Annotated in this window: 13 protein-coding genes; 12 read left to right on the forward strand and 1 reads right to left on the reverse strand. The window is 59.9% G+C overall.

From position 1 onward, the window contains the following. Positions 1-5: 5 nt before the first annotated feature. Entirely contained in the window at positions 6-1,733 is a 1,728-nt protein-coding gene (mptB, locus tag QKB66_RS02255) for a polyprenol phosphomannose-dependent alpha 1,6 mannosyltransferase MptB (RefSeq protein ID WP_414252601.1), read from the reverse strand. A gap of 148 nt (positions 1,734-1,881) precedes the next feature. Between mptB and QKB66_RS02260 the strand changes: the two genes are divergently transcribed. From QKB66_RS02260 to QKB66_RS02315, 12 genes are all read left to right on the forward strand, one after another. Then, a complete protein-coding gene (locus tag QKB66_RS02260) occupies positions 1,882-2,565 on the forward strand; it encodes a helix-turn-helix transcriptional regulator (RefSeq protein ID WP_248090311.1) in 684 nt (227 codons plus the stop codon). 16 nt (positions 2,566-2,581) lie between these two features. Beyond that, positions 2,582-4,027, forward strand: coding sequence for a Fe-S cluster assembly protein SufB (sufB, locus tag QKB66_RS02265; RefSeq protein WP_061922366.1), 1,446 nt, complete (start codon positions 2,582-2,584; stop codon positions 4,025-4,027). After that, positions 4,028-5,209, forward strand: coding sequence for a Fe-S cluster assembly protein SufD (sufD, locus tag QKB66_RS02270; protein WP_061922369.1), 1,182 nt, complete (start codon positions 4,028-4,030; stop codon positions 5,207-5,209). It begins immediately after the preceding gene. 29 nt (positions 5,210-5,238) lie between these two features. Beyond that, entirely contained in the window at positions 5,239-5,997 is a 759-nt protein-coding gene (gene sufC / locus QKB66_RS02275) for a Fe-S cluster assembly ATPase SufC (RefSeq protein ID WP_414252602.1), read from the forward strand. A gap of 8 nt (positions 5,998-6,005) precedes the next feature. Continuing rightward, positions 6,006-7,250: a cysteine desulfurase gene (locus QKB66_RS02280; protein ID WP_311518341.1), complete on the forward strand. Its 1,245-nt coding sequence runs from the start codon at positions 6,006-6,008 to the stop codon at positions 7,248-7,250. Continuing rightward, the gene (gene sufU, locus QKB66_RS02285) at positions 7,250-7,699 is read left to right on the forward strand and encodes a Fe-S cluster assembly sulfur transfer protein SufU (protein ID WP_061922380.1); all 450 of its coding nucleotides are present in this window, start codon (positions 7,250-7,252) and stop codon (positions 7,697-7,699) included. The genes QKB66_RS02280 and sufU overlap by 1 nt, the downstream gene beginning before the upstream one ends. Next, positions 7,700-8,107, forward strand: a complete 408-nt coding sequence (locus QKB66_RS02290) for a metal-sulfur cluster assembly factor (RefSeq protein WP_061922383.1) — start codon at positions 7,700-7,702, stop codon at positions 8,105-8,107. It abuts the gene before it with no gap. Positions 8,108-8,229: 122 nt separating this feature from the next. Continuing rightward, positions 8,230-9,861 (forward strand): ABC-F family ATP-binding cassette domain-containing protein, encoded by a 1,632-nt coding sequence (locus QKB66_RS02295; RefSeq protein ID WP_096337296.1) that lies wholly within the window; start codon positions 8,230-8,232, stop codon positions 9,859-9,861. Between the two features lie 144 nt (positions 9,862-10,005). Next, on the forward strand, positions 10,006-10,944 hold the full coding sequence (locus QKB66_RS02300) for a nucleoside hydrolase (RefSeq protein WP_096337295.1): 939 nt from the start codon (positions 10,006-10,008) through the stop codon (positions 10,942-10,944). Between the two features lie 91 nt (positions 10,945-11,035). Then, a complete protein-coding gene (locus QKB66_RS02305; protein ID WP_096337294.1) occupies positions 11,036-11,782 on the forward strand; it encodes a glycosyl transferase family 9 in 747 nt (248 codons plus the stop codon). Further along, positions 11,782-12,465, forward strand: a complete 684-nt coding sequence (locus QKB66_RS02310; RefSeq protein WP_096337293.1) for an energy-coupling factor transporter transmembrane component T — start codon at positions 11,782-11,784, stop codon at positions 12,463-12,465. Before QKB66_RS02305 ends, QKB66_RS02310 begins: the two co-directional genes overlap by 1 nt. After that, the gene (locus tag QKB66_RS02315; protein WP_096337292.1) at positions 12,456-13,520 is read left to right on the forward strand and encodes an ATP-binding cassette domain-containing protein; all 1,065 of its coding nucleotides are present in this window, start codon (positions 12,456-12,458) and stop codon (positions 13,518-13,520) included. Before QKB66_RS02310 ends, QKB66_RS02315 begins: the two co-directional genes overlap by 10 nt. Positions 13,521-13,543: the final 23 nt, after the last annotated feature.

The raw sequence follows: 13,543 nt of genomic DNA on the forward strand, positions 1-13,543 counted from the left end.
AGTGCCTAGTTTAGGACACTGATTCGCGAACGGCGTAATAGCACCATCCACAGTCCCATGACCACGAGATAAGTGACGATAGCTGCGGTATAAATGACCACGATTGTGCCGGGCGGTAGGCCAAGGCCGCGAGGGAGCACGAAGAAACTCATCGCCGCAGAATATATGACCACCGTGATCCGGAAGATGAGACGGTTGGCCCACGCCGCCAAGGGCAGCACGGCCCACAGGATGTACCACGGGTGGACCACTGGGAAGAAGATGACCAGTACCAAGGTGGCGGTGCCGAGGCCGCCTACCGGGTGGATGCTGCCACGATAGGTGGCTAGCAACATACGCAGCATAAAACCGGCTGCGATGATGACGCCGATGGTACGGGTGAAAGTGAGGATGGCGTCGGTGTGATCGCCCAAACCTAAGAGCATTCCGAGGAAGCCAGCACTGACGCCGACTGCAGTACTAGAGGACAACCACGAGCGGATGGATGCCGCGCCGCCTTGCCCGGTTATCCAGCCAAGCCCGATTCCGGAAGTCAGCGTGACAAGGGCAATTGCGGCCATCAGGATGAAAAACTGCAGGGCGACGGCGCTACCGATGGCGCGTGGGGTGGAGTATCCGCGGCGGATGAGCAGCACGCGGGCAAGCGCCATTCCGATGAATCCCAGCCCGATGAAGCCCGTAACCTTGACCATTCCGGCGCATGAAATGAGCAATCCCGAGCATAAAAAGTACAACCACGCCGGAGCGCCGCCTAGGCGGTCGACGCCGCGCAGTCCAAGCTCGACGCCGACCAAGGCCAATCCCAACATGACCGATTCATTGTGGATGCCGCCTACCAGGTGCAACGTAGTCAGCGGGTTGAGGATGCCCAACCACAGTGCGGACTCGGGCGAGACTCGGCAACGGATAGCCAACTGCGAGATGGCCCAGCCGGCGGCGACGATGCCGGCTAGCGAAAGCAGCCGGTGTGCAATAACCCCCAAGATGATCGAATTGCCGGTGAGCACGCTGACTATCCCGGCCAACCCGAGTGCGACGGGGCCATAAGGCGAGGGCGAGTTAGCCCAGATGAAGGGGACCGAGCGCGCCAAAGGATCGGCTGAACCGAGAAGCTCCACCGGGCCACCAGAGTATGGATCGAGGCCCTGGGTGACGATGGAGCCGTTGGCCAGATAGGAATAGATGTCCTGAGTAAAAAGGGGCGCAGTGAAAACAAGTGGGATAACCCAACCGGCCCAGGTACGCCAGAGCTGGCTTTCAGTAACCAATCGGCGCGGCCGCGAATGCTCGCCATTGCTTTCGGTGTTGCGCAGAGGCGTTCCAACAAACGGGGCCATGAGCACCCATGCGGTGACCATCAGGCCTACGCCGCAGAAGACGAGAGCAGAAGCCGATTGCAACATGCGCGACATCAATGAGCCGAAGGGCACGTTGTCATAGGGGTTGCCTACTACGGGTAGTGCGCCGGCCCCAAGGCCGCCGACGGCGATGAGGATGGCGCCCAGCGTGCCCATCCATCGCAGCACGAAGAAGGCGCGCAGCTGGGCGATGGTGGTACGCGGGCGAGCGGCGTCTTCATCTGGCAGGAGATCGTAGAGTGCGCCGGGCAGGGAACCGGCCGCATCTTCGCTATTTCCATCGGCATGCAGCTGCGCGGAACGCGATCCCGCACTGCCAAGTCGCGGGAGATCCTGGCGGATACCCGTGAGGAAAGCAGTGAGGCGTTGTTTCATAGATGTTTACTCTAGCGGGCCGCCAATTGGGTTGGGGGTGAGGGCTCGCCACGCCGGGTACCTGCGTTGGTGGAAATTGGGAATGAATTAGGGAACACTAGTGTTGTCTAAAAATAGTCGTTCGCATTCAAGACGGGAGGTGTAGCAGATGGTCCCAGAAAAGGAGACCAGAACCACTGAAGGCGATACCCGCCGCCAGGTCATGCTTCTCCTCCTTAAGGATGGGCCGGTCACGGCCTCTTATCTTGGTGAGCGCCTAGGTCTTTCGGCCGCCGGTATCCGCCGGCACTTAGACATTCTGGTGGAAGAAGAGCTCACGGAGGTGGTCCAGCGTAAGTCGCTCGCGGCTGGCCGCGGCCGCCCCGCCAAGCATTTCCGTCTCACAGACCGCGGGCGTGCACAATTCGGGCATGCCTACGACGCACTGGCTTCCGATGCCCTGAACGCCCTTAGGGCGGCAGGTGGAGCCGAGGCCGTGCGCAATTTTGCAAAAGCCCGCTTTGAAAAGCTCCTTGAGGACGTGCACCCGCTTATCGGGGAAGATGAGTCCGTAGAGGAAGTGGCCCAAAGGTTGGCTGCTGTCTTGGACGAACATGGCTATGCCGCGACCGTCAACAGTGCCGGCTTTGGTGTGCAGATTTGCCAGCACCATTGCCCAGTCGCCCATGTGGCTGCAGAGCACCCGGAACTATGTGAGGCTGAACAGGAAGTCTTTTCTGCCCTGTTAGGTAAACACGTGCAGCCCTTGGCTTCTATTGCAGATGGCCATGGAATCTGCACCACAAACATCCCCTTGACACCGGTTAACAAAGACCGGAAAACAAAGCATTAGACGAAAGGAGCGGGTTATGACTCAGGCACAACCGGCGCCGGGCCTCGAGACCAAGATGAGTGATGACGAAATCATCTCTTCCATCGGTGGTTACGAGTACGGCTGGCACGATTCCGACGAAGCGGGCCAGGCAGCTCACCGAGGACTCAGCGAGGACGTCGTCCGCGATATCTCTGAGAAGAAGAACGAGCCGGAGTGGATGCTGGAATCCCGTCTGAAGGCGCTGCGCATCTTTAACAAGAAGCCGGTTCCAACGTGGGGCCCGGATCTCTCCGCTATTGACTTCGACAACATCAAGTACTTCGTCCGCTCCACTGAAAAGCAGGCGCAGACCTGGGACGATCTTCCTTCTGATATCAAGGAGACCTACGACAAGCTGGGTATTCCGGATGCAGAAAAGAAGCGCCTGGTCTCCGGCGTTGCTGCGCAGTACGAGTCTGAGGTTGTCTACCACAAGATTCGCGAGGACCTGGAGGCCCAAGGCGTTATCTTCGTCGATACCGATACCGCAGTGCGCGAGTACCCGGAAATTCTCCAGGAGTACTTCGGCACCGTCATTCCTGCTGGCGATAATAAGTTCTCCGCGCTGAACAATGCCTGCTGGTCCGGCGGCTCCTTTGTCTATGTTCCAAAGGGCGTGCACGTGGATATTCCGCTGCAGGCATACTTCCGCATCAACACCGAGAACATGGGCCAGTTCGAGCGCACCCTCATCGTCGTTGAGGAGGACGCTTATGTTCACTACATCGAGGGTTGTACCGCTCCTATCTACAACTCCGATTCTTTGCACACCGGCGTTATCGAGATCGTCGTGAAGAAAGGCGGCCGTTGCCGCTACACCACGATCCAGAACTGGTCCACCAACGTCTACAACCTGGTTACCCAGCGCGCAAAGGTGGAAGAGGGCGGCACCATGGAATGGGTCGATGGCAACATCGGTTCCAAGGTCACCATGAAGTACCCGTCTTGTTGGCTGACCGGCGAGCATGCCAAGGGCGAAGTTCTCTCTCTGGCTTTCGCTGGCGAGGATCAGGTCCAGGACACCGGTTCCAAGATGCTGCACATGGCTCCGCGTACCTCCTCCAACATCGTGTCTAAATCCGTCGCCCGTAACGGTGGCCGCGCGGCTTACCGCGGCCTGGTGCAGGTCAACGCGAACGCATCCAACTCCACCGCGAACGTCGAGTGCGACGCATTGCTCGTGGACAACAATTCGCGTTCCGATACATACCCGTATAACGACATCCGTAATGACCACGTGACCTTGGGCCACGAGGCAACGGTGTCCCAGGTTTCCGAAGAGCAGCTGTTCTACCTCATGTCCCGCGGCATCGCGGAAGAGGAAGCAATGGCGATGATCGTGCGCGGCTTCGTGGAGCCAATCGCGAAGGAGCTTCCGATGGAGTACGCCCTCGAGCTCAACCGCCTTATTGAACTGCAGATGGAAGGATCGGTGGGCTAAGTGGTCGCATCTAACGAATTCAATCCGGCTGACGTCACCAAGGGCGATCAGTTCACGTCTTTCAATGTGGAGGACTTCCCAGTACCGCACGGTCGCGACGAGGTTTGGCGTTTTATCGCCCTGCGTAACTTGCGTGGCTTGCACAACGGCGAGTTCGCTCCGGCGGTAGCGCAGAAGATTGCTGTCAGCGCACCGGAAGGCGTTAGCTCCGAGACCGTCGCTGCCGACGATTCCCGCCTAGGCAAGGCGGGTGCTCCTGCAGACCGCGTTGCAGCCCAGGCATGGTCTTCCATGCCAGAGGCGCAGTTGGTCACCATCGACGCTGAGGCTCAGCTGGATAAGCCAGTGGAAATCACCATCACTGGCGCGGGTGAGGGCGTGACCTCCTTCGGTGCAACCTCCATCCAGGTGGGCCACCACGCAGAGGCCACCGTCGTGCTCAAGTATGTCGGTTCCGGCACCCACGCTGACAACGTTGAGTTCATCGTCGGCGACGGCGCCAACGTCACCGTTGTTGTCGACGCTGACTGGGAAGACAACGCGGTACACCTGGGCCACCAGGTTGCCTCCATGGGTCGAGATTCTGTTCTGCGCCACAACACCGCCATCTTCGGCGGCGAAATCGTGCGAATCGTTCCACGCGTTGCCTTTACCGCTCCAGGCGGCGACGCAGAGATGCTCGGCGTATACTTCGCCGATGCAGGCCAGTACTTCGAGAACCGCCTGCTCGTTGACCACTCGGTACCGAACTGCCGCTCCCGCGTGTTCTACAAGGGTGCACTGCAGGGTGAAACCCATGCTGACGGTTCCGCCGAGTCTGGCCGTGCTGAGGCGCGCACCTGCTGGGTTGGCGACGTACTGATCCGCAAGGACGCCACCAACACCGATACCTATGAGACCAACAACAACCTCATCCTGACTGAGGGTGCTCGCGCCGATGCGATCCCGAACCTGGAGATCCAGACCGGCGAAATCGTGGGCGCTGGCCACGCCGCAACCGTTGGCCGCTTCGACGACCTCGAGCTGTTCTACCTGATGTCCCGCGGTATCCCGGCTGCAGAGGCACGCCGCCTTATCATCCGCGGCTTCTTCTCCGAGGTCATCTCCCGCATTCCAGTTGAGTCCTTGCGCGAGGATCTAGAAACCCGCGTCATTGACGAGCTCGAAAAAATCAACGCCTAGAAACAATCCCCGAAAGCAGGTCTAACTCAATGTCTACCCTGGAAATCAAGAATCTCCACGCGCAGGTCCTCCCGAACGAGGAGGATGGCGAGGCCAAAGAAATCCTCAAGGGCGTCAACCTGACCATCAAGTCCGGTGAGACCCACGCCGTCATGGGCCCGAATGGCTCCGGCAAGTCCACCTTGTCCTACGTCATCGCTGGCCACCCGAAGTACGAAGTAACCGAGGGCGCGATCCTGCTCGATGGCGAAAACGTCCTCGAGATGGAAGTCGATGAGCGCGCACGCGCTGGCCTCTTCCTGGCCATGCAGTACCCAACCGAGGTTCCGGGCGTGAAGATGGCGCAGTTCATGCGCTCTGCCGTCACTGCTGTGCGCGGCGAGGCTCCGAAGCTGCGCGAATGGAACAAGGAGCTTAGCGAGGCACGTGAGAAGCTTTCCATCGATAAGTCCTTCGCACACCGTGCCGTCAACGAGGGCTTCTCTGGTGGCGAGAAGAAGCGCCACGAGGTTATGCAGCTCGATCTGCTCAAGCCAAAGTTCGCAATCATGGATGAGACCGACTCCGGCCTGGACGTCGATGCTCTGCGCGTTGTTTCCGAGGGCATCAACCGCTTCCAAGAGGAGACCAACGGCGGCATCTTGATGATTACCCACTACAAGCGCATCCTCAATTACGTGAAGCCGGACTTCGTCCACGTCTTCGCCAACGGCCAGGTCATCAAGACCGGCGGCGCTGAGCTGGCTGACCAGCTTGAAGAGTCCGGTTACGACCAATTCGTTAAGTAAGAAGGACAATGTCTAACTTCGACGTTTCTGCCATCAGGGAGCAATTCCCGATCCTGAGCCGCACCGTGCGCGACGATAAGCCGCTGGTGTACCTCGATTCGGGAGCTACGTCCCAGCGTCCGCTGCCAGTGTGGAAGGCGGAGGAGGAGTTCGTACTGGGCACGAATGCTCCGGTCCACCGCGGTTCCTATCAGCTGGCGGAGGAGGCTGACGACGCTTACGAGTCCGCTCGCCAAGCCATCGCGGCTTTCGTGGGCGCTGATCGTGATGAGATTGCTTTCACCAAGAACGCAACTGAGGCTCTCAACGAGGTTGCCTACGTGCTTTCCGACGAACGCGCAGGCGATCTCTACGTAGGCGAGAGCGACACCGTGGTCATTACCGAGCTGGAGCACCATGCGAATCTTGTGCCATGGCAGGAACTGTGTCAGCGCACCGGTGCGCAGCTGAAGTGGTATTCCATGACCGAAGACGGGCGCATCGATCTCGACTCCCTCGAGCTCGATGATTCCGTCAAGGTAGTGGCTTTCACCCATCAGTCCAACGTCACCGGCGCGGTGGCCGACGTCGACGAGCTGGTGCGCCGCGCCCGTGAGGTCGGCGCGTTGGTCGTCCTCGACGCCTGCCAGTCCGTGCCACACATGGCAGTGGATTTTCACGCGCTCGACGTCGACTTCGCTGCGTTCTCAGGCCACAAGATGTGTGGTCCGACCGGCATCGGTGCCCTGTACGGAAAGGCTGAGCTACTGGAAAAGCTCCCGCCTTTCCTAACGGGTGGCTCGATGATCGAAATCGTGAAGATGGATGAGACCACCTTCGCCGCGCCGCCGACTCGCTTTGAGGCGGGCACTCAGATGACCAGCCAGGTAGTTGGCTTGGGTGCAGCAGTAAAGTTTTTGTCTGAAATCGGCATGGACAATATCCATGCGCATGAGCAAAAACTCACCGCCCGCGCTCTGGACGGCCTGCAGCAGATCCCTGGCCTGCACATCGTGGGTCCGAAGGATACCGAAAGCCGCGGTGGTGCGGTCTCGTTCGTCGTCGATGGCGTGCACCCGCACGATCTGGGACAGGTCCTGGATTCCCACGGCGTCGCGATCCGCACCGGCCATCACTGCGCGTGGCCGCTGCACCGTGCAGGCAACGTCAATTCGACTGCGCGCGCCAGCTTCTACCTCTACAACACGGAGGAAGAAGTAGATAAGCTCATCGAGGCCGTCAAGGCAGCACGCGAATTCTTTGGAGTGGAGTAATGAATCTAGATTCGATGTATCAGGACGTCATCCTGGACCACTATAAGAACCCGAAATTCGCGGGCTTGCGTGAAGGCCAGGCCGAGGTTCACCACGTCAACCCATCCTGCGGTGACGAGATCACCTTGCGCGTGAAGCTTTCGGAGGACGGCAAGACCGTAAAGGATGTTTCCTACGATGCCGAGGGCTGCTCCATCTCGCAGGCCTCCACCTCCGTCATGGCGGAGGAGATCGTGGGCAAGTCTTTGGATGAAGCGCGCGCGAAGCTCGACGAGTTCGAAAAGATGGTCACCTCCCGCGGAGAAATCGAGGGCGACGATGAGATCATTGGAGACGGTGTTGCTTTCGGCGGCGTCGCCAAGTTCCCCGCCCGCGTCAAATGCGCTTTGCTCGGATGGAAGGCCTTTCAGGCCGCATCCATGGAAGCACTCAATGAACTGGAGAAATAAATGTCTGAACCAGTAGATCCATATCAGGATTCCAACGCCAATTTTTCCGGCAGCGGCGAGCGTCCACCGCAGACCGAGGAGCAGATTGCCAAGGCGTTTGATATCACCGAGTACATGCGCGACGTGATTGACCCAGAGCTGGGCATCAACGTCGTGGACTTGGGCTTGGTCTATGATGTCTGGCTCGAGGACGTCGACGGCAAGGAGACCGCCAAGATCAACATGACGCTGACCTCGCCGGCGTGCCCGCTGACCGATGTCATCGGCGAGCAGGTCGAGGCGGCTGTTGTGGGCAATAAGCTTGCCGACGCCGTCCAGATCAACTGGGTCTGGATGCCGCCATGGGGCCCGAACATGATCACCGAGGAAGGCCGCGAAATGCTGCAGGCCCTAGGCTTCGCAGTCTAGGCGAGCAACTTAAACTTCCACATCTTGATAAGTCCCGCCGCCGAATGGCCGCGGGACTTATCTTGTTTTCTGGTTTTGGCTCAGCTATGACCTGTTAGCGCCGGTTGATAGACTGATCCCTCGTGATTGTGACCAATGATTTCGAGGTGCGCGTGGGCGCACGTACGCTTCTCGACGCCCCTGGCCAGCACCTGCGTGTGCAGCCGGGCGACCGCATCGGGCTGGTCGGACGCAACGGTGCCGGCAAAACCACCACGATGCGCATCCTGGCAGGGGAGACCGAGCCCTATGGCGGCTCTGTCACGCGTTCCGGCCCCATTGGTTACCTGCCACAGGACTCCCGCGAAGGCAATATCGAGATCACCGCTCGTGAGCGAGTTCTCTCCGCCCGCGGTTTGGACGAGATCAAGCGCCGTATGGCAAAGCAGCAGGAGCTGATGGAGACTGCCACGGATGAGAAGTTCCGCGACAAAGCCATCCGCAAGTATTCCCGCCTGGAGGAGGAGTACCACGCTCTTGGCGGATACGAGGCCGACGCCGAGTGTGCGCAGATTTGCGACAACTTAGGCTTGCCGCAGCGCATCCTTGACCAGCAATTGAAGACTCTCTCCGGCGGTCAGCGCCGCCGCGTGGAGCTTGCACAGATCCTCTTTGCAGCGTCGGCTGGCTCGGGCAAATCCCAGACCACCCTGCTGCTGGACGAGCCAACCAACCACTTGGATGCTGACTCCATTACGTGGCTGCGCAGCTTTTTGTCCAAGCACGAGGGCGGTCTCATCATGATCTCCCACGATGTGGACCTCCTTGAGGCCGTGTGCAACAAGGTATGGTTCCTTGACGCGGTGCGCGCCGAAGCAGACGTCTACAACATGGGCTTTAAGAAGTACCTGGATGCGCGCGCTACCGATGAGGCACGTCGCCGCCGTGAGCGTGCCAATGCGGAGAAGAAAGCTTCGGCCCTGCAGAAGCAGGCTGCCAAGCTCGGTGCGAAGGCTACCAAGGCGGCCGCTGCCAAGCAGATGCTTGCCCGCGCGGACCGCATGATGAACCAACTGGACGAAGTGCGCGTGGCTGACAAGGTCGCGCACATTAAGTTCCCTGAGCCCGCGCCGTGCGGCAAGACCCCGATGAACGCTAAGGGTCTTACCAAGATGTACGGTTCCTTGGAAGTCTTTGCCGGCGTCGATCTCGCCATCGACAAGGGTTCCCGCGTGGTTGTTCTCGGTTACAACGGTGCCGGTAAGACCACGTTGCTGAAGCTGCTTGCGGGAGTAGAACGCACCGACGGTGAGGGCGGAATTGTTTCCGGCCATGGTCTGCGTATCGGCTACTTCGCGCAGGAGCACGACAACATCGACCCGAACAAGACCGTGTGGGAGAACACCATTGAAGCCTGCCCGGACGCAGGCCAGCAGGATCTCCGTGGCCTCCTCGGTGCCTTTATGTTCTCCGGCGACAAGCTGGAGCAACCGGCAGGCACGCTCTCCGGTGGTGAAAAGACCCGACTTTCCATTGCCGCTCTAGTTTCCTCACGCGCAAACGTACTGCTCCTCGATGAGCCGACCAACAACCTCGACCCGCAATCGCGTGAGCAGGTCCTCGACGCTCTGGGGTCCTACACCGGAGCAGTCGTATTGGTCACCCACGATCCGGGAGCAGTGAAAGCACTCAAGCCCGAGCGCGTCATCATCATGCCTGATGGCGATGAGGATCTATGGAACGACGAATACTTAGAGATTGTTGAGCTGGCCTAAACATTGCAGTGTCGGACCAGATTGTGTTCATGGACGCAGGACGTATCGTAGAGACCGGCGAGCCCAATGCGTTCTTTGACAACCCGCAGACGGAGCGCGCCCAGAAATTCCTCGATACCCTCGTCTTTTAGGAGCCTTTAGTCGATGACCACGCCCCGCATCCTGCTTGATTGCGATCCCGGAATTGATGACGCCCTTGCCCTTATCTATCTCGCGGCGCTTCACCACGCCGGCGAGATTGAACTCGTTGGTGTCACCACGACGGCCGGCAATATCGACGTCGACACCACTGCTCGCAACGCGGCGTTCATTCTCAGCGAATGCGGGCTAGGGGAGATCCCCGTGGCACCCGGCCACCCAGTACCCTTGGAGGTTCCACTGGTAACGACCCCGGAAACCCATGGTGCAGCTGGCCTGGGCTTCGTCACGGCCCCGGACTGGCACCCCGATCACAACTGGCGGGACCTGTGGAACAACGCCGCTGAACAGGGCGCGCAGCTCATCGTCACCGGTCCGCTCACCAATGCAGCGTTAGCCGGGGTGAGCAAGTTAAGCCAGGTGACGGTGATGGGCGGCGCAGTGAACTACCGCGGCAACACCACGCCCACTGCAGAATGGAACTTCTGGGTCGACCCGCATGCCGCAAAGCAGGTCTTTGGCGCCTTGCACGAAAGCGACAGCCAAGCGACACTGTGCTCACTGGAAGTGACCGAGCAGTTTCTCATCGCGCCGCCGCGCTTGGAGCGACTCATCGCGGAGCTTGGCGAGCATCCGGTGGCCCGCCATCTTCCAGAGATCCTGCGCTTCTATTTCGAGTTCCATCAAGAGCAAGGGGAGGGCTACCAGGCTCAAATCCATGACCTGCTCACCTGCATGATCGCGCTTGGCAAGGTGGACTTCCTTAAGCACACCACCACCGTGGATGTGGAGGCTGAGTCACAGTTGCTGCGCGGAACATCCGTGGCGGATCTACGGGGACATTGGGATGCGCCGGCCAACGCACACGTGGTGACCGCCGTAGATATCTTAGGCGCGCACGCGGAGCTCACCCGTGCTGCCAGGATTTTGGCTCGTCGCGTCTAGTGCGCTTATTATTGATGGGCTGCCCGAGGTGACATAGGGCAGAATTTTGCCAACACTTTGTACATCTACTACTTCCCAAAGTGAAAGTTTCATGTCACAGATCTCTTTAACGCCAGCCCGCAAAGGCCTGGTAATCGCCGGTGCGCTCATCGTCGTAGCCACCTGGATCTATCTCGTTTTGGTCCGTCCGACTTCCTGGGAATCCGTCGCGGGCTCCACTGAAGCACTCATCACCTTGGTCGGCTACTTGCTCGGTGCCGCCTTGCTGCTTGCAGGCGCGCTGCCAGCGCTTCCCGCCCGGACCATCGCAATCATCCCTGTCGCGTTGGTCCTCAACATCGTCGTCGGCGAGATCATCGGTTCCATTGGTGTACCGCTCTACATCGACTCCGTGGGTACCATCCTCGTCGCCGCCATTGCCGGCCCTATCGCTGGCCTGGCTACGGGTACTTTATCCTCCGTGGTGTGGGGTCTTCTCAACCCGGCAGCCCTGCCATTTGCGGCTGCATCGGCTGCGACCGGTTTCCTTGCGGGGTGGGCGATCAACAAGGGTGCCTTCAAGAAGTGGTGGTCCGTCATCCTTTCCGGCGCCATCATCGGAATCATCTCCGGCATGCTGGCCGCGCCCGTCGCAGCATTCGTTTACGGCGGCACCGCTGGCCTGGGAACAGGCGCCGTTGTCTCGCTTTTCCGCGAGCTCGGAAACTCGCTTATCGCTTCGGTGACCCTGCAGTCCTTCATTTCCGATCCGCTCGATAAGGCCATCGTCTTCCTCATCGTGTGGGCAGCAATCAAGGCACTGCCGAAGCGCACCCTCGAAAGCCTGCGCCCGCGTTAATGATTCACCCAGCCACTGTTTTTAGCGCCGCAGCCTCCACCTGGTTTCTCATTGTGGCAGTCAACTCACCCCTACTCAATGCGGCTGTGCTCATCATGTGGCTCATACTAGGCACCATCGCATCACGCTCGATAGCGGTGGTCGCCACCACCACGGTCCTTGCACTTCCCGCCGCGGCATCGATGGTGCTTATTCACGCGCCCTACGGCACTGACCGTTTCTTCCCTTTGCTCACCAGTGATGGCCTGCTTCTTTCAGGCCACCTCTCCCTACGTTTCGCCGCCTTGATGGGCTGTATCGTGGCGGCTGCCTCCATGGTCAAGGTCAGCGACGTCGCCAAGTGGCTCCAAGCCTCCCGCCTCGGCCACAAAGCCGCCTACGTGGTGGGTGCCTCCCTTCAATCCCTGCCCGAGGGTGCGCGCGCCATCGCCGCGGTACGCGACGCCAACCGCCTCAGCGGCGTGCAGGTTTCCATACGCAACGTTGCCTCCCGCGTAATCTTCCCGGTCATCGCACGCCTGCTCACCCAGGGTGCGCAACGGGGCCAAGCCTTAGCCGCGATCGGATTCGACAGACCAGGCCGGCGCACAGTTTTGGTCCCCGTTCCGGACAGTCTGGCTCAGCGCATCGTACGGTGGGCGCTGCCCATCATCAGCGTTTTTGGAGTACTGCTATGGATCTAGTCCCAGGAACAAGCAAGACCATCCGCGTGGGCTTTAGCGAAAATGCCGACGATGTTGCGCATCAACTCGCAGAGACTTTGGGTGTTGACACGGTAATCGGCGCCGATGCGGCAGCACACGTATCTCTCCTGCGCGAGACAGTCAGGGAAGAACTCGCGCTTGCGTTGGAACACCTTGGGATGGATCCGCAGGACATGGAATCCAGAGTAGAGCAGGCACTTTGCGACATCGCCCTCGACGGCACGCGCAAACCCTCGGGCCTGTCTGGTGGTCAAACACGCCGGCTTGCGCTCGCGCAGGTCGCGATAGCCGAGCCACCCGTGCTCATCGTGGTCGAGCCGTGGGCAGGCCTCGATCCCGATTCACGCGAGCGCATCGCCAGCTTTCTCGGAACACTAAAGGAAACCGCGGTCATCCTCGTCGAGCATGACACCAGCGCAGACGGCATTCTAGACCTTGCCCGCGTGGCTCCGACTCCGGAAAGCGTCACTTTATCCCAGTTGCGCGCCACGCGCGGTGCGAAACCCAGACGCTGGTGGCACCTCAAAGCTCCGGAATCCAGCTCTTTCGAGGTTGGCCCGGTGGACTTGAAACTGCGGCCCGGGGGAGTGCTGTGGCTGCGTGGCGGAAACGGTTCAGGCAAGACCACGTTGCTGCGCGCAGCCGCTGGCCTTGACAGCAATGAACCCGCCCATCCCAGCATCGCGATGGCGCTGCAATCGCCCATGGACCAAGTGCTCGAACCCACCATTGGAGCGTGGGTGCAGGAGCCAGATCTCATACCTGACCTGCCTCTAGAAGAGCACCCTCTGGACGTCTCGGCGTCGCAATTGCGGGTCGCGCAGGTAGCGCACGCGGTGGCACTGCGCCGCGATATTCTCATCCTTGATGAGCCGGACACGCTTCTCGACGCCCGTGGCAGAGTGATGGTCCATCGCCTCATTCACAATGCGCTCTCCGCATCGGCGTCAATAGTATTGACCTGCCACGATCCCGCGTTCGTGGCCGAGGTCGCCTCCTACGCAAAGATAGACGAAATAAATCTAGCGAACTGACGCGGCGCCCAAAAACTCAAGGA

The organism is Corynebacterium sp. c25Ua_89, from assembly GCF_047459735.1.
Taxonomy (GTDB): Bacteria; Actinomycetota; Actinomycetes; order Mycobacteriales; family Mycobacteriaceae; genus Corynebacterium; species Corynebacterium simulans.

Coding starts and splice junctions, on each gene's coding strand:
- mptB (WP_414252601.1), bottom strand. CDS start 1,733: ATGAAACAACGCCTCACTGCTTTCCTCACGGGTATCCGCCAGGATCTC.
- QKB66_RS02260 (WP_248090311.1), top strand. CDS start 1,882: ATGGTCCCAGAAAAGGAGACCAGAACCACTGAAGGCGATACCCGCCGC.
- sufB (WP_061922366.1), top strand. CDS start 2,582: ATGACTCAGGCACAACCGGCGCCGGGCCTCGAGACCAAGATGAGTGAT.
- sufC (WP_414252602.1), top strand. CDS start 5,239: ATGTCTACCCTGGAAATCAAGAATCTCCACGCGCAGGTCCTCCCGAAC.
- QKB66_RS02280 (WP_311518341.1), top strand. CDS start 6,006: ATGTCTAACTTCGACGTTTCTGCCATCAGGGAGCAATTCCCGATCCTG.
- sufU (WP_061922380.1), top strand. CDS start 7,250: ATGAATCTAGATTCGATGTATCAGGACGTCATCCTGGACCACTATAAG.
- QKB66_RS02290 (WP_061922383.1), top strand. CDS start 7,700: ATGTCTGAACCAGTAGATCCATATCAGGATTCCAACGCCAATTTTTCC.
- QKB66_RS02300 (WP_096337295.1), top strand. CDS start 10,006: ATGACCACGCCCCGCATCCTGCTTGATTGCGATCCCGGAATTGATGAC.
- QKB66_RS02305 (WP_096337294.1), top strand. CDS start 11,036: ATGTCACAGATCTCTTTAACGCCAGCCCGCAAAGGCCTGGTAATCGCC.
- QKB66_RS02310 (WP_096337293.1), top strand. CDS start 11,782: ATGATTCACCCAGCCACTGTTTTTAGCGCCGCAGCCTCCACCTGGTTT.
- QKB66_RS02315 (WP_096337292.1), top strand. CDS start 12,456: ATGGATCTAGTCCCAGGAACAAGCAAGACCATCCGCGTGGGCTTTAGC.